We start from the raw sequence: 16,494 nt of genomic DNA, 5'->3' as shown, positions 1-16,494 counted from the left end.
ACTACGGCGGGCCAGCGCTGCGCGCTGCGCGGCGGGAGCGTTCCGGGGCGCCGCCTGACTGCTCAGACCTGCGGGGCGAGTGCCGCCGCGATGGGCCGCATCGCCGCCTTGATCTCCAGGTACACGCGCTCGAACACCTCGCGGTCCTGACCGATCGGGTCCTCGATGTCGAGCTCGTCATCGCGCAACGGGCAGCGGGCACGGTGCACGGCCGCGGAGCGCACCAGGGAGCGCCCGCCGCCGTGCACCTCCTCCAGCGCGAGCAGCGCCGCGAACTCCTTGATCGTGAACGTGCGGTTGAGCACCCGGGGTGCCTCCCGCAACACCGCTGCGCGGTGCTCACGGGTGGCGGTGAGCACCAGGAGCGCACCCTCGGCCATCTCCGGGCGGATCCGCCGGGAACGGAACTTCTCGCTCACGATCGCATCACGCGCGAGCAACTCCCCCATCCGCGGGTGCACCCGGGCCTTGGGAAGGCCCTGCGTGCCCGCCGACGCGACGCTCACGGCCGGCCCGGTGGCGTGCTGCAGCAGCAACTCACCCGCGGGTGAGCGGCAGATGTTCCCGGTGCAGACCACCAGGACGGCGGGTGCTTGGTCGGTCGGCGTCTCCTGCGCATCGCCGAAGATGTTCACGGAGCCTCCTCCGGGGGGTCACTGGGCGGCACGGTCGAGGTCACCCGGCGATGCGCTCGAGCACAACCCCCTCGCCGGTGCCGGGCCTCGAACCCGCGGGAGCAATCGTAGCCGCATCGGTGAGGATCTCGCGGGCCCGATCGAAGCGCTCCGGGGTATCGGTGTGCAGGGTCATCAGCACCTCACCGGCGCGCACTGTGGCGCCCGGCTTGGCGTGCAACTCCACCCCGGCGCCGGCCTGCACCTCGTCCTCCCGGCGGGCGCGTCCCGCGCCCAGGCGCCACGCCGCGACCCCGACCGCCAGGGCGTCCAGGCCCACCAGCACCCCATCTGCGGGCGCGAGGACCTGCTCGGTGTGCTTCGCCGTCGGGAGCGGGGCATCGGGGTCCCCGCCCTGCGCGGCGATCATGGCCCGCCAGGTGTCCATCGCCCGACCATCGGCCAGCGCCGCCCGCACGTCCACGCCCGGCTTACCTGCGGCGTCGAGCATCTCCTGCGCGAGCGCCACCGTCAGGTCCACCACATCGGCGGGCCCACCCCCGGCGAGCACCTCCAGGGACTCGCGCACCTCCAGCGCGTTCCCGGCGGTCAGGCCCAGCGGCGTGGACATGTCGGTCAGCAGCGCCCGGGTGTCCACCCCGGCGTCCGTGCCGAGGTCCACCATGGTCTGCGCGAGCTCGCGCGCCTGGGACAGGTCCTTCATGAACGCCCCGGACCCGACCTTGACATCCAGCACCAGGGCGGCGGTGCCCTCGGCGATCTTCTTGCTCATGATCGAGGAGGCGATCAGCGGGATCGCCTCCACGGTGCCGGTCACGTCACGCAGCGCGTACAGCCGGCGGTCGGCGGGCGCCAGCCCGGAACCGGCCTGGCAGATCACGGCACCCACGCCGTCGAGCTGCGCCATCATCTCCTCGTTGCTCAGCGCGGCGCGCCAGCCCGGGATGGATTCGAGCTTGTCCAGGGTGCCGCCGGTGTGACCCAGTCCCCGCCCGGACAGCTGCGGGACCGCCACGTCGAAGGTGGCCACGAGCGGCGCGAGCGGCAGGGTGATCTTGTCCCCCACCCCACCGGTGGAGTGCTTGTCCACCGTGCGGCGGCGCAGGCCGGAGAAGTCCATGCGCTCACCGCTGGCGATCATCGCCGTGGTCCAGGAGGCGATCTCCCGCCGGCCCATCCCGCGCAGCAGGATCGCCATCGCCAGGGCGGACATCTGTTCCTCCGCCACCACGCCACGCACATAGGCGTCGATCACCCAGGCGATCTGCGGGTCGGAGAGTTCACCGCCGTCGCGCTTGGTGCGGATGATGTCGACGGCGTCGAATGCCTCAGCCATGAGGGGTCTCCTTCTCGTTGTCGGTTGCGGCCGGCGTGCTGGGATCGGCCAGCGTGCCCGCCTCGAGGTCCCACGGCCCGAACGCGCCGGGTAGCACCTCACTCATCGGGATGATCCCGGCCCATGCGGTCTCCACGAGCAACTCCGGGCCGCCGTGCTCCCACAGCAGCTGCCGGCACCGCCCGCACGGGGCGATGGTCTGCCCGCGGGAGTCCACGCAGGTGAAGGCCACCAGGCGGCCCCCGCCGCCGGAGACCAGGTCGGAGACCAGGCCGCACTCGGCGCACAGGGTCACGCCGTAGCCGGCGTTCTCCACGTTGCAGCCCGCCACGATCCGGCCGTCGTCCACCAGCGCCGCCGCCCCCACCGGGTAGCGGGAGTAGGGCACGTAGGCGCGGGTCATCACCTCGCGGGCCCGGGTGCGCAGTGCCTCCCAGTCGATGGCGGATCGCTCGCCCGCCCCGCTGCCGGGAGTGGGCGCGGACCCGCCCCCGGCAGCGTCGTGTTCGCTGGTCATCACTTCACGTACGGGGTGTTCTCGGCGGCGGGTGCGCGCACCTTGCCGGCGAAGCCGGCCACCGCGAAGATCGTCACCACGTACGGGATCGTCAGCAGCAGGTTGGAGTTGATCGACACGCCCATGGTCGGCAGCAACTGGCTGAGGTTCTCCGCGAACCCGAACAGGATCGCGGCGGCCAGGGCGCCCTTGGGGCTCCAGCGACCCAGGATCATCGCCGCCAGGGCGATGAACCCTCGACCGGCCGTCATCTCCTTGCCGAACGCCAGCCCGGAGGCCACCGTGAAGTACGCGCCACCGAGGCCGGCGATCGCGCCCCCCACCAGGGTGTTGCGGAACCGGGTGCGGTTGACGTTGATGCCCACGGTGTCCGCGGCCTTGGGGTGCTCACCCACGGCGCGTAGCCGCAGCCCCCACTTGGAGCGGAACACCATGATCTGCAGGCCGATCACGAGCACGTACAGCAGGTAGACCAGCAGGTTCTGGCGGAACAGCACCGGCCCGAGCACCGGGATCTCCGAGAGCAGCGGGATCGGGATGGTCGGCAGCTGGGTGCGGTCGTTGAACCCGTCCAACTCGGTCAGCACGGTGGAGTAGAAGAACCCCGTCAGGCCGATGACCAGCACGTTCAGCACCACACCGACGATGATCTGGTCGACCATGTAGCGGATCGAGAAGATCGCGAGGATCAGGCCGACCAGGGCGCCGGCGATGGGCGCGGCGATCAGGCCGACGTAGGCGCTGGCGGTGATGGAGCCGACCACCGCGGCGAGGAAGGCGCCGGCGAGCAGCTGGCCCTCGATCGCGATGTTCACGATGCCCACGCGCTCACAGACCACGCCCGAGAGCGCGCCGAACACCAGCGGGGTGGCCAGGAACAGGGTGCTGGCCAGCACGCCGGTCAGGGCCACCACCTGCGACTTCCCGGCGCCCACGTGCACCAGGAACGCCAGCAGCAGGAGCACCCCGGCCAGCACCGTCACCCAGGTCAGGGACGGGCGGCGCTGCACCAGGCGCACGATGGTCCAGGCGGCCAGACCGATGATGACCACGCCCATGAGCGTGACAGTCAGCGGTGCGGGGATCGCGAAGACCGGGATCTGCACCGCATCGGAATTGGTGGACAGGCGGATCTGCGAATCGCCCGCGGGCACCGTGAGGATCAACAGCAGGGCGGCGACGGCGAGCAGGGCGTTGCCGATGACGCCGCGGATGTTCAACGGGTCGCGCAGCGCGGACTCCTCGGGTGCGGGAGTCGGGGCGGGCGCGGTGGCCACGGCGGTCATGCCGCCACCTCCTGGGACTGAGCGGAACGGGCCTTGCGCGGCTTGCGCTTCTGACCGGGCGTGGGTAACCGGAACACGGCCCGCACCAACGGCGGTGCCGCGATGAACAGCACGATGAGGGACTGCAGCACCGGGACCAGATCGATCGGGGTGCCGGTGCGGGTCTGCATCAGGCGGCCGCCGGCGGCCAGTGCGCCGAACAGGATGCCGGCGAGCACAGTGCCCAGCGGCTTGGAGCGGCCGAGCAGGGCCACGGTGATCGCGTCGAAGCCGATGGTGCCGGCGATCGAGGCGGTCAGCGCCCCCTCGGTGCCCTGCACCTGCATGGCACCGGCGAGGCCCGCGAGCGCCCCGGAGAAGACCAGGGCGAGCACGGTGATGGTGCGCACGTTCATGCCGGCGGTGGCCGCCGCGTGCGGGTTCGAGCCCACCGCGCGGAGCCGGAAACCGAACACCGAGCGTTCCAGCACCCACCACACCACGGCCGCGGCCAGCAGCGCGAGCACGAAGCCCCAGTGGAGCCGGAAACCGGACCCGAACATCAGGCCGAGCTCAGCCTCGGGCGCGATGTGCTGGGAGACCAGCGGCGTGGAGGAGGCGAAGACCGAGGTGGTCACCACCCACAGCACACCGAACGCCATGATGTTGTTCAGCATGATCGTCACGATCACCTCGTGCGCCCCGAAGCGCGCCTTGAGGAAACCGGGGATGGCGCCCATGATCCCGCCGCCGACCAACGCGCCCAGCAGCGCGAGCAGGGTGTGCAGCCCCGCGGGCAGGTTCAGCGTGAAGCCGAGGTAGGTGCCGAGGATCGCGCCGCCGATGATCTGGCCCTGCGCACCGATGTTGAACAGGCCGGCGCGGAAGCCCAGCGCCACCCCGAGGCCGGCGAAGATCAACGGGGTCGCGATCGTCAGGGACTCCGTCAGCGAACGGATGCCGCGGCTGAAGGTGTCGGCCTGGGTGTCATAGATCGCCCCCTGGAACAGGGCAATGTAGGCGGAGGACGCCGCATTCCACGCCGCGGAGAAGAAGTCACCGGGGCGGGCGAAGAAGTAGCCGGCGGCCTCCTGGACCGCCGGGTCCGCGGCGACGATGAGGATCGCACCGACCAGGATGGCCAGCACGATCGCACCCACGGTCACCGCCACCGAGGAGGACAGCATCTCCCGGATGATCCGGCTGCCGGTGGGTTCCTTGACCTCGGGGGCTGCGCCGTCGGGCTTCTCGGGTGTTGCCGTGGTGCCGGGTGCCTCACTCATCAGCGGACCCCTCCTCCTGCTGGATCTCGTGCTGGACGTCGATCTCGTCGTCGGTGTCGTTGCCGCCCAAGGTGGTGTGGTGCGACCGGGCCTGCTCGTAGGCCTCCTCGGCGGGCACGCCCGCCATCATCAGGCCGAGCACGTCACGGTCGGTGCCGCCCGGCACCACACCCACCAGGCGCCCGGCGCACATGACGGCGATCCGGTCACCCAGAGCGAGCACCTCATCCAGTTCCGTGGAGACGATCAGCACCGCGGCGCCCGCGTCGCGAGCGGCCACGAACTGCTTGTGCACGAACTCGATCGAGCCGACGTCCAGGCCACGGGTGGGCTGGGAGGCGACCAACGCGGTGAGGTCGTGGCTGAGCTCGCGCGCCAGCACCACCTTCTGCTGGTTACCGCCCGAGAGGGAGGCCAGGGTCTGGTCGATGGAGGTGGTGCGAACGTCGTACTCGGCCACCTTCTCGGTGGCGTGCGAGCGCAGGCGGGACATCTCCAGTGCGCCGCCGCGGGAGTAGGGCTTGGCCCCCACCCGGTCCAGCACGAGGTTCTCCACGATCGTGAAGTCGGCGACCACGCCATCGGTGGAACGGTCCTCCGGAACGAACCCGAGCCCCGCGTCCAACCGCTCCCGGACCCCGAGCTTCGTCAGATCCTTGCCGCCCATCGTGATGCGGCCGGCGGCCGGCTCCTGGATCCCGAGGATCGACTCCGTGAGCTCGGTCTGCCCGTTGCCCTGCACACCCGCGAGCACCACGATCTCCCCGGCACGCACGTCCAGGCTCACGTTCTTCACGACCTCCACGCCGGCGCCGTTACGCACCGAGAGGCCCTCGATGGCGAGCGCCGTGCCCGCGGGGTCGGCCTCGGGACGATCCACGCCCAGGGTCACCGAGCGTCCCACCATGAGCGAGGCCAGTTCGGTCTCGCTCGCGGAGGGGTCGGCGCTGCCCACCACCTTGCCCAGGCGGATCACCGTGATCGCATCCGCGACCGCCCGTACCTCGCGGAGCTTGTGGGTGATGAAGATGATGGAGGTACCGGCCTCCTTCAGGCGCCGCATGATCGCGATGAGCTCGTCGGTCTCCTGCGGGGTGAGCACCGCGGTGGGCTCATCCAGGATCAGCACGCTGGCGTCCCGCGAGAGCGCCTTGATGATCTCCACGCGCTGCTGCGCGCCCACCGGCAGGTCCTCCACGAGCGCGTCGGGGTCGATGTCGAACCCGAACATCGAGGAGAGTTCCCGCACCCGCTCGCGGGCCTTCTTGATGTCGATGATGCCGCCGCCCTTGACGGGCTCACTGCCGAGCACCACGTTCTCGGCGACGGTGAAGACCGGCACGAGCATGAAGTGCTGGTGCACCATCCCGATGCCGGCACGCATCGCGTCACCCGGGCCGTCGAAACTCACCGGCTCGTCATCGAGCAGGATCCGACCGCCGTCGGGCTGGTAGAGCCCGAAGATCGTGTTCATCATGGTGCTCTTCCCGGCACCGTTCTCGCCGAGGATCGCGTGGATCTCTCCCGGCTGCACGGTGAGGGAGATCCGGTCGTTCGCTGTGAACGACCCGAATCTCTTGGTCACCGCATCGAGCTCAAGCTTCATTGCCTCTCGGTCCCTCCGATATCCCCCGCCCGTGCGGGGATGAAGAATCCTGCCAGATCTCGGGCTGTGGTGCTCCCCCTTGTGTGCACCTCACCCGTGGGGCGAGAACGCGGGGCGGCCCGACCGGTGTCGGGCCACCCCGCGTTCAGCGTGCGGTGGCGGAGATCAGGAGGGCGAGTTGTCGCTCTCGACCGTGATCTCACCGGAGATGATCTGCTCGCGCAGCTCGTCCACGGCGGAGACGACCTCGGCGGGGATGACGTCCTCGAAGTCGTGGTACGGGGCCAGGCCCACGCCGTCGTTCTCCAGGGTGCCGACGTAGGGGGCGTTGGTGAACTCGCCGTTCACCTGCTCCTCGATGGCGGCGAACACCGCGGCGCCCATCTCCTTCATGACCGAGGTCAGGATGATCGAGCCGTAGTCGGTGGTGAGGTAGCCGTCGGAGTCGACCCAGATCATGTAGTGACCATCGCCGGCGGACTCCAGGGCCGAGGCGGCGCCCAGGCCGACCGGACCGGCCACGGGCATGACCACGTCAGCGCCCTGGTCGATGAAGCCCTGGGTGATGTTCTGACCGGCGGACTGGTCGTCGAAGCCACCGGAGAAGGAGCCGTCCTGGCTCTCCTTGTTCCAGCCGAGGACCGACACGTCGGCGCCGTTGTCCTCGTTGAACTTCGTGACGCCGTCCACGAAGCCGTCCATGAAGACGGTCACGGACGGGATCGGCAGGCCACCGAAGGTGCCCACGGTGCCGGTCTCGCTCATGCCGGCGGCCACGTAGCCCGCGAGGTAGGAGGCCTCGGCGGTGTTGAACAGCAGCGGCTTGGCGTTGTCCAGCTCGATCACGTTGCCATCGGCGTCGGTGAAGCTGGAGTCGATGAGGGCGAAGTGCAGGTCGGGGTTCGCCGTCGCGGCGTCCTCGATGGCCTGCTCGAGCAGGAAGCCGACACCGATGATGTAGGTGCAGCCGTCGTTCACGAGGCTCTCGACGTTCGGGCCGAAGTCTGCCTCGGACGCGGACTCGAGGGTGTTGATCTCGACGCCGAGCTCTGCCTCGGCCATCTGCAGACCCTCGTAGCCGGCCTGGTTGAAGGACTGGTCGTCGAAACCACCGGCGTCGGAGACCATGCAGGCCTTCACGTCGCTGGCGGCGGTCATGTCACCGTCGCCCTCCTCGGTGGCCTCCTCGGAGGTCTCCTCCGTGCCGGCGTCGGTGGTGGCCTCGTCCTCGGGGGCGGAGCCACACGCAGCGAGCGTGAGCGCGACGGCCGCGGAACCGGCAATCGCCATGATCGACTTCTTCACTGGACTCTCCTCAATGGTCACTGCGGTGGGTTGTGCCCCCGCTCAGACTGGAACCGCCCACGGGTCGGCAGAGATAGACCTCCGCCCATGGTCAGCGGAGAACGACGATACGACTCCCATGTGTCACGCAGGTCACAGACTGGCGTCAGGCACCGAATCGTGACCGAAACGTTGCGGATCGGCGCGTGTTCGGGGTGCCTGCGCGCCGTTTGGGCGCCGGCGCCAGGACGCCGTCAGGCCACCTGGGGCGGCTTCGGCGGCGCCGGGGCGAGGCCCGCGATCACCCCGGTGCGCGCGAGGATGCGCGCACCGATCGCGATGGCGGCCTCGTCCACGCGCAGGTCCGCGCGGTGCAGGTCGGTCACCGGCGTACCCGGCTCGCGCGAGCCGAGGCGGATCATTGCCCCCGGGCGCCGGCGCAGGTACCAGCCGAAGTCCTCCCCGCCCAGGGACTGCTCGGTCAGGTGCACGCCGTCCTCCCCCACCACCTCGTGGGCGGCCTGCTCGATGTGCGCGACCGCCTGCTGGGTGTTGACGGTGGGGGGCACCCCGCGGCGGTGGTCCACCTCCACCTCCACGTCGAACGGCGCGGCGATCTGCTCGATGGCGTGGCGGAGCACGCGGCCGGCGCGCTCCCACTCATCCGCGTCCAGCACCCGCAACGTGCCCTTGAGGCAGCCGGAGGTCGGGATCGCGTTGTTCGCGTTGCCCGCCGTGATCGCGCCCCAGGTGAGGTTCACCCCGGCACGGGGGTCCATCCGCCGCCCGAGTACCCCCGTGGCGCCGGTGACGATCTGCGCCAGGGCGTACACGACGTCGCCGGTCATGTGGGGCCGGGAGGTGTGCCCGCCGGGTGAACGCACGGTCACGTTCACGGGATCCGAGGCGGAAGTGATCGAGCCGATGCGCGAACCGATCGTGCCGGTGGGGATCTTCGGGTCGCAGTGCACCGCATAGATCTGCTCGGTGCCCTCCAGCACGCCTGCGTCGATCAGCGCCTCCGCGCCACCGGGCTGGATCTCCTCCGCGGGCTGGAACACCAGCCGCACCGTCACCGGGAGCTCCCCCGCCTCGGCGAGCGCCGCCAGCGCGTGCGCGGCCCCGAGCAGCACCGCGGTGTGTACATCGTGCCCGCAGGCGTGCATCACGCCGGGCTTCGTCGAGGCGAACGGGAGGCCGGTCTCCTCCTCCAGCGGCAGCGCGTCCATGTCCGCACGCAGCGCGATGCGGCGATGCCCCACGCCCGGGTGGGTCACGCCCTCGAGCGACCCGCGTGGGTCGGTGGCGTCCGCTCCCGGGACGTCACACACCACGCCCGTGGGGCCCACACGCTTCGGGCTCAGGCCGAGCGAGGTGAGTTCCTCCACGACCAGGGCGCTGGTGCGGTGCTCGGTGAAGGCGAGCTCGGGGTGGGCGTGGATGTCCCGGCGCAGGGCGACCAGGTGCTCCTCAGCGCGCGCCACGACGTCGTCGATCCGCACCCGAGCGCCCTCCGGGAGTTCCGGACGGGCGTGGTCGAGGTCGTGACGGGAGGTTCGCAGCACGGTACCCAAGCCTACGGGGTGAGGGATCCGGCGCGCCCCGGCCCAGTGCAGTCGGCCCAGTGCAGTCGCCTCAGACCAGGTCGTCGCGACCCGCGGCCTTGAGCTGATCCACCACGGCCTTCACCCGCTGGGCATGGGCGGCATCGGTGACCAGGAGGGCGTCCTCGGTCTGCACCACCACCGCCTCCGGGATACCGACCACGGCGACCGTGCCCGCGGCGTGCACCAGGGCGCCCGGGGCGTCCACCGCGACCACGTGCGATCCGGGGATCGGGGCGCGCACGCCGTCCTCCCCCGCCGCCAGCAGGGTCGCGAGGGAGGCCCAGTCGCCCACGTCGTCCCAGGTGAAGTCCCCGGGCACGACGGCGACTCCCCCCTGGGCCGCCACGGGTTCCGCGATCGCGTGGTCGATCGCGATCTTGGTCAGGCCGGGCCAGATCGCGTCCATCACGAAGTCCCGCTCGGCGGTGTCCCAGGCGCGGGCGATGACCTCCAGGCCCTCCGCGAGCGGCGGCTGCAGCTCGGTGAGGTGGTTCAGGAGCACATCGGTGCGTACCACGAACATCCCGGCGTTCCAGGCGTACTTGCCGGAGGCGAGGTACTCGGCGGCCGTCTCGGCATCCGGCTTCTCCACGAACTCCTCGACCACGCTCGCGGCGGGGCCGCCCTCACCCGGCGGCAGCGACTGACCGGCGCGGATGTAGCCGAAGGCGGTGGAGGCGTGCGTGGGGGCGATGCCGATCGTGGTCACGTAGCCGGCGCGGGCGGCATCGGCCGCGTCGCGCACCGCGCGGTGGAAGCTCGCGACGTCCGGCACCACGTGGTCGGCAGCGAAGGAGGCCACCAGCACGGGACCGTGGCGGTGCTGCAGGATCGCGGCGGCCAGCCCGATCGCGGCCATCGAGTCGCGCGGGCTCGGCTCGGCCACAAGGTTGGCGGCGGGCAGATCGCCCAACTGCTCGGCGACGGCCTCGGCGTGCTTGGCGCCCGTGACGACCATGATCCGGTCGGACCCGGTGAGCCCGGCCAGTCGATCCCAGGTGCCCTGCAGCAGCGTGCGTCCCTGACCGGTGAGGTCGAGGAGGAACTTGGGCCGGTGCTGGCGGGACAGCGGCCACAGCCTGGTTCCGGCGCCCCCCGCAGGCACGATCGCGTGGAGGTCGGGGATCTCGGCGTGGGTCGATGCGGGAACGGCGCTGGCGGGCTCGGAGCCGGGAGTGGTCGTCACGGTTTCGAACCTATCGGACGAGGTTGTCCAGCGCACTGACAACGCCCGTCAGGTACCACTCAGCCCTCGAGGCGCCGCGTGGAGCCACGTGCGTACAGCGTGGGACTCACCGTCACCCGGTGCGCGGGACGGCCGGGATCGGCGAGACGGGCCAACGCCAGGGAGACGGCGGTGCGCCCGATCGTGCGCCGCGGTGGCCGGATCGCGGTGAGCGCGGGGGTCGCCATCGTGGCGACCTCATCGTCATAACTCACCAGGGAGAGGTCCCGTGGCACCTCCACCCCGTGCTCCTCCCACCGCTGCATGAGACCGATGGCCTCCGGGTCGGAGTGCACGAGCAGCGCCGTCACGCCCGCACCCTGCACCTGCTGGAGGACCTCGTCCGCGCGTTCCCGGAAGCCCGGCTCATCCCGACCTGGGATCGCGGCATCCACGAGCGGCTCGCTCTGCAGTCCGAGCTCGTCCAGCGCGCGCAGCCACCCGGCGCGGATCAGACCCACGTGGGGCGACTCGGCCGAGAGCACCGCCCCGATCCGCCGGTGCCCGAGGCTGGCCAGGTGATAGACCGCCGTCGCGGCGCCCGAGGCGTGATCGGTGACGACGGACTCCACCGGTCGGCGTTCCGCGCCCACCAGGGCCTGGCGCTCCATCAGCACCACCGGGCACGGCGCCTCCTCCAGCCACGGTCGGATCAGGTCGCCACCCGCACCGCGCAGCGTGGGGGCCATGAGCAGGGCGCGCGCGCCGGCGTCGAGGAGTCGCTCGAGATGGGGACGCTCGTCCGCGGAGTCGTACACGGATCCGCGCAGCAGGAAGCGCATCCCGTGGGCGACCGCCTCCTCTTCGGCGCCCTTGGCCACCGTGGGCCAGTAGTAGTCCAGGGACGGGACGAGCACGCCGATCCCCCCGGCGGCGTCCGGCGCGTGGGCGGGACGCATGGAGGCGCCCGGCGAAGCCGCCGAAGCCCGTGCACCCCGTGAGGACGCCTGCGCGGTCGGCGCCGAGGAGGCGCCCGTACCATCCCCCTCCCCTGCCGCCCGTTCCAGGGCCGCCGCCCCACCGTGCACCCGGCGCACCAGCCCCTGCGCGGCGAGCGCCGAGACGTCACGGCGCACGGTGACCGCGGTGACGCCGAGTTCGCGCGCCAGATCCGTCACCCGGATCGTGCCGCGCTCCTGCACCGCCGCGAGGACCTCGGCGCGGCGGGAGGCCGCCAGCGGTCGGGCGTCGTCGTCGCTCATGTCACTCCTTTGTGGTCGCCAACGAAACGATCATATTCGATCACGCATTGGCCCCACTTGGCAACCCGGTTGACACATCACGCGCAAAGCGCTTACCGTTTCGGATCGTAACGACGACTTCGATCACCAAACGATCACACCTCAGTGAAGAGGCAGGAAAAGTGAACCGCCCACCTCAGACCCTCCTCGTCATGGCCCCCCGGACCTTCGAGCTCCAGTTCGGCGCCGGCGAGCGAGCGCGCCTGCATGCGCTCGCCACGCTCCCGGATGTGGTGCACGTGACCGAGTACCACGACCTCGGGCCCGACGAACTGGCCGAGATCGAGGTGCTGATCACCTCCTGGGGAGCGCCGAGGATCACACCCGCGCTCCTCGACGCGATGCCTACCCTCCGCGCGATCATCCACTCCGCCGGCAGTGTGCGAGACCTGGTGCCGCCGCAGGCCTATGAGCGCGGCATCCAGGTGTCCACGGCCGCCGACATGAACGCCGTACCCGTGGCCGAGTACACGCTCGCCGCCATCATCATGGCCGGGAAGCGCGCCCTTCCCCTCGCCGCCCGCGCGCGCCGCACCAGCCTCGGGTGGGGCGATGGCTTCGCCGCCAGCGATCTGAGCAACCTCGGGCGCACCGTCGGCCTGATCGGCTTCTCCAAGATCGGGCGCCGCGTGCTACGGCTGCTGAGCGTGCTGGAGACCGGCCCGATCCTCGTGTCCGATCCGTTGGCCGACCCCGCCGAGGTGGCCGCCGCCGGCGCCGAACTCGTGGAGCTGGAGGACCTGCTGGGTCGCTGCGACATCGTGTCCGTGCACGCCCCGCTCCTGCCGAGCACGCAGCACATGCTGGGTGAACGTGAACTGGGCCTGATGCGCCCGGGCGCCACCCTGATCAACACCGCCCGCGGCGGGCTGATCGACCACGACGCCCTGGTGCGGCACTGCTCCTCGGAGCGGCTGGACGCCATCCTGGACGTGACCGATCCGGAGCCGCTACCCCCGGGCCACCCGCTGCTCGCGCTGGAGAACGTGACGGTCACGCCGCACGTGGCCGGCTCCCTGGGCACCGAGACCCGCCGGCTCTCCCGCCACGCCCTGGACGCCCTGGAGGCCTACACCACCGGTGCGCCGATGCCCGGCGCGGTCGTGGCCGAGACCTCGGGAGTCTCCGCATGAGCACCCGCACGCCGATCACCACCCGCGCCGATCTCGCACAGTTCACGGACGGACTCCTCCTGGCGGCCCGTCGCTACTCCTCACCCAGCGGCGCCCTGCTCACCCTCCCCGGGACCCCCGGTGGCTACGGCACCGCCGTCGACGGGCTCGAGGGGTTCGCCCGCACCCTGCTCGCCGCGGGCTTCCGCATCGCCGGAGAGGGCGGCGCCGATCCCCACGGCCTGCTCGAGCGCTACGCCGCCGGCCTCGCCGCGGGCACGGACCCACGCCACCCCGAGCGCTGGGTGCGCCCCCGCGAGCACGGGCAGGCCAAGGTCGAGGCGGCCTCGCTCGCGCTCGTGCTCGACCTGACCCGCCCCTGGCTCTGGGACGCGCTGCACCCCCGGGTCCAGGAGCAGGTCGTGGACTACCTCGCCGAGGTGGTCGGCGACCGCGGCTACCCGCGCAACAACTGGCTCTGGTTCCGCCTCACCGTGGAGACCTTCCTGCGGTCGGTGGGAGGTCCGCACTCCCTGACCGACATGGCCGAGGACCTCGAGCGCCACGACTCCTACTACGAGCGGGATGGCTGGTATCGCGACGGTGAGGCCCGCAACTACGACCACTACGTGGGCTGGGCCATGCACCTGTACCCGACCCTGTGGTCGCGGATGGCGGGCGCCTGCGAGCTCGCTGCCGACCGCGTGGCACGCGACCGGGAACGGCTGGACCGCTATCTGCTCGACGCCGTGCACCTGGTGGGGGCCGACGGCGCCCCGCTGCCTCAGGGCCGCAGCCTCACCTATCGCTTCGCAGCCGCCGCGCCGTACTGGGTCGGGGCGCTCGCCGAGGTCCCGTCCGTGCGGCCGGGACTGCTGCGCACCGCCGCCCTGGAGATCGTGGAGCACTTCGCCGCGCGCGGCGTGCCGAACGCCCGGGGACTGCTCGACATCGGGTGGTTCGGCCCGTGGCGCCCGATCGCGCAGAGCTACACCGGCACCGGCTCGCCGTACTGGGCCAGCAAGGGCCTGCTGGGCCTGCTCATGCCCGCCGAGCACCCCGTCTGGACCGACCCCGCGCAGCCGCTGCCCGCGAGCACCGCCGACCACCGCGTCACGATCGCGGCCCCGGCGTGGGTCGTCAGCTCGACCGCCGCTGACGGGATCGTGCGCGTGGTCAACCACGGCGCCGACCACCAGCATCCCGGCGACACCGTGGCCGATTCCCCGCTCTACACGCGCCTGGCCTACTCCACCGGCACCTTCCCGTTGCACCGGGGCGTGGACTGGCACTCCCCCGTGGACCAGTCGGTGGTGCTGGTCGATGCGGATGGGGCACGCAGCCACCGCAGCGGCATGCGCAGCCTCGGCGACGCCGCCGACCTCGGCAGCGCCACCGTGATCGGCTCGGTCGCCGAGGCCCACTGGCTGACCCCGGACACCCCCGCCGTGCGGCACGGCGCCGGCCTGACCGGCGCCTCCCGCCCCGCCGGCACCCTCACCACGCTCTCCGTGGTCCGCGGCGCCTGGGAGGTGCGCCTGGTCCACCTCGCCGCCCCCGCGCACGAGGCCGCGAGCCTGCAGGCCGGCGGCTGGCCGATCGCCGACGACGCGGGTGTGGAGGTCACGCTCGATCCGGACCTGCCCCGCATCGACCTCGCCTCCACCACCCACCGGGCGGCCCTGGTGGGTCTGCACGGCTGGGAGGCGGCCCGCGCACACCACCGCGATGACGCCTCCCCGCTGGGTGCCCACGCCGTGACGGGCGTGCTGACCTCACCCGCGGGTGAGGGATGGCACGCGTGCGCCCTGCACCTGGCCGGTGTCACCGGAACGGACGCCGCCGCTGCCGGGAACCCGCCTGTTGCGGCACCGCAACTCACTCTCACCGACTCCCACGCAAGGATCGCGTGGGCCGACGGCGCCACCACCCAGGTGGCGCTCCCCCACCCCGGCGCCACCACGCCGTCGGGCCTCACCCCGCCCACCCCGGGCACACACCCCTGATGAGGAGAGATCTCGCAATGAAGCGCCGACTCATGGCCCCCGCCTCCGTCCTTGCGGCGGCAGCGCTCGTGCTGTCCGCCTGCAGCGGCGGCGACAGCAGCACCAGCACCTCCAGCGACGCTGGGAGCGACACCGGTAACGACGCCGCCTCCGGCGAGGCGGTCACCCTGACCCTCGCCGGTTGGAGCCTCGCCACCACGCCCGAGTTCGAGGCCCTGGCCGACGGGTTCATGGCCGCGAACCCGAACATCACGATCGACGTCGAGGACTACGACGTCAACAACTACGAGACCCAGATCACCGCGGACCTGGCCGCCGGGGTGGCCCCCGACATCTACACCGTCAAGCAGCTCATGACCTTCCCCACCTTCCAGGAGGGCGGGCAGCTGATGGACGTGAGCGACGTCGCGGCCGAGATCTCCCCGGACGTGGCCACCCTGGAGCACTACGAGGTGGACGGCATCACCTACGCCGTGCCCTACCGCGCCGACGCCTGGTACCTCTACTACAACGCCGACCTGTTCGAGACGGCCGGTGTCGAGATCCCGGACGGGCAATGGACGTGGGAGGACTTCGACCAGGCCGCGAGCGACGTGACGGCGGGACTCGCCGCCGCGGGCAACACCGACGCCCTGGGCAACTACCAGCACAGCTGGGCCTCCACCGTGCAGGGCTTCGCCAATGCCCAGGGCCAGGGTGACGGCGAGTTCCTCGAGGCCGAGTGGGACTACATGGTCCCGTTCTACGAGGAGGCCCTCGCGCGCCAGGCGGAGGGATCCCAGGTCGACTTCGGAGCCATCACCACGAACTCCCTGACCTACCAGGGGCAGTTCGGCACCCAGAAGGCCGCCATGATGGTCATGGGCTCCTGGTACGTGGCGACCTACCTCTCCCAGGTCGAATCGGGTGACGCCGAGTCCTTCTCCTGGGGGTTCGCCCCGGTTCCGCAGCAGACGACCGAGACCGCGGAGAACCCGGTGACGTTCGGTTCCCCCACCGCGATGGGGATCAACCCGGCGATCGATGAGTCCAAGGTCTCGGCGGCCAAGGCGTTCCTGACCTACATCGCCTCGGAGGATGCCGCGATCGCGCTCGCCGAGATCGGCATCACCCCGGCACTGACCAATGACGCCGTGGCCGACGCCATGTTCGCCAAGGACGGCATGCCCACCGACGATCTCTCACGCTTCGCCTTCACCACGCACCAGACGGCGCTCGAGGTGCCGCTCGGCACCGACTCCCCCGGCCTCCAGACGGTGCTGGGTGACGCCCACACCGCCATCATGTCCGGTTCCGTCTCCCCGCAGGACGGCATCGCCGAGGCCATGGAGCGCGCGAAGTCCGAAGTGCTCGACTGACCGCCCGACGCGGCCGGCC

13 protein-coding genes are annotated in these 16,494 nt (G+C 71.4%); 3 read left to right on the top strand and 10 right to left on the bottom strand.

The window, feature by feature from the left end:
• Positions 1–62 precede the first annotated feature (62 nt).
• The 10 genes from ATL40_RS03140 to ATL40_RS03095 form a co-directional block, all read right to left on the bottom strand.
• The gene (locus ATL40_RS03140) at positions 63–635 is read right to left on the bottom strand and encodes an arsenate-mycothiol transferase ArsC (protein WP_098468271.1); all 573 of its coding nucleotides are present in this window, start codon (positions 633–635) and stop codon (positions 63–65) included.
• A 40-nt stretch (positions 636–675) separates the two neighbouring features.
• Positions 676–1,971 (bottom strand): thymidine phosphorylase, encoded by a 1,296-nt coding sequence (locus ATL40_RS03135; protein WP_098468270.1) that lies wholly within the window; start codon positions 1,969–1,971, stop codon positions 676–678.
• Positions 1,964–2,488 carry a cytidine deaminase gene (locus tag ATL40_RS03130; RefSeq protein WP_098468269.1) on the bottom strand — a complete coding sequence of 175 codons (525 nt, stop codon included), beginning with the start codon at positions 2,486–2,488 and terminating at the stop codon, positions 1,964–1,966. Before ATL40_RS03130 ends, ATL40_RS03135 begins: the two co-directional genes overlap by 8 nt.
• Positions 2,488–3,774 (bottom strand): ABC transporter permease, encoded by a 1,287-nt coding sequence (locus tag ATL40_RS03125; RefSeq protein WP_098468268.1) that lies wholly within the window; start codon positions 3,772–3,774, stop codon positions 2,488–2,490. Before ATL40_RS03125 ends, ATL40_RS03130 begins: the two co-directional genes overlap by 1 nt.
• On the bottom strand, positions 3,771–5,036 hold the full coding sequence (locus tag ATL40_RS03120; protein ID WP_098468267.1) for an ABC transporter permease: 1,266 nt from the start codon (positions 5,034–5,036) through the stop codon (positions 3,771–3,773). Before ATL40_RS03120 ends, ATL40_RS03125 begins: the two co-directional genes overlap by 4 nt.
• Positions 5,029–6,642, bottom strand: a complete 1,614-nt coding sequence (locus ATL40_RS03115; RefSeq protein ID WP_098468266.1) for an ABC transporter ATP-binding protein — start codon at positions 6,640–6,642, stop codon at positions 5,029–5,031. The genes ATL40_RS03120 and ATL40_RS03115 overlap by 8 nt, the downstream gene beginning before the upstream one ends.
• Before the next feature lie 165 nt (positions 6,643–6,807).
• Positions 6,808–7,947 (bottom strand): BMP family lipoprotein, encoded by a 1,140-nt coding sequence (locus tag ATL40_RS03110; protein WP_098468265.1) that lies wholly within the window; start codon positions 7,945–7,947, stop codon positions 6,808–6,810.
• 233 nt (positions 7,948–8,180) lie between these two features.
• A complete protein-coding gene (locus ATL40_RS03105) occupies positions 8,181–9,491 on the bottom strand; it encodes an amidohydrolase (RefSeq protein ID WP_245866647.1) in 1,311 nt (436 codons plus the stop codon).
• A 70-nt stretch (positions 9,492–9,561) separates the two neighbouring features.
• Positions 9,562–10,719, bottom strand: a complete 1,158-nt coding sequence (locus tag ATL40_RS03100) for a mannose-1-phosphate guanylyltransferase (RefSeq protein ID WP_245866645.1) — start codon at positions 10,717–10,719, stop codon at positions 9,562–9,564.
• A 59-nt stretch (positions 10,720–10,778) separates the two neighbouring features.
• Positions 10,779–11,960: a substrate-binding domain-containing protein gene (locus tag ATL40_RS03095; protein WP_098468264.1), complete on the bottom strand. Its 1,182-nt coding sequence runs from the start codon at positions 11,958–11,960 to the stop codon at positions 10,779–10,781.
• A gap of 191 nt (positions 11,961–12,151) precedes the next feature.
• Here ATL40_RS03095 and ATL40_RS03090 point away from each other — a divergent pair, with 191 nt between their 5' ends.
• Genes ATL40_RS03090 through ATL40_RS03080 form a run of 3 tightly spaced genes read left to right on the top strand, consistent with a single transcriptional unit; the run spans position 12,152 to position 16,475 of the window.
• Complete coding sequence (locus tag ATL40_RS03090; protein WP_098468263.1) at positions 12,152–13,132, top strand: hydroxyacid dehydrogenase; 981 nt, start codon at positions 12,152–12,154, stop codon at positions 13,130–13,132.
• Positions 13,129–15,117, top strand: a complete 1,989-nt coding sequence (locus ATL40_RS03085) for a DUF2264 domain-containing protein (protein ID WP_098468262.1) — start codon at positions 13,129–13,131, stop codon at positions 15,115–15,117. Before ATL40_RS03090 ends, ATL40_RS03085 begins: the two co-directional genes overlap by 4 nt.
• Entirely contained in the window at positions 15,117–16,475 is a 1,359-nt protein-coding gene (locus tag ATL40_RS03080; RefSeq protein WP_245866642.1) for an ABC transporter substrate-binding protein, read from the top strand. Before ATL40_RS03085 ends, ATL40_RS03080 begins: the two co-directional genes overlap by 1 nt.
• Positions 16,476–16,494 lie beyond the last annotated feature (19 nt).

It is taken from the genome of Serinibacter salmoneus (genome assembly GCF_002563925.1).
GTDB classification, from domain to species: Bacteria; Actinomycetota; Actinomycetes; order Actinomycetales; family Beutenbergiaceae; genus Serinibacter; species Serinibacter salmoneus.
This window is presented reverse-complemented; position numbering and strand designations above follow the sequence as displayed.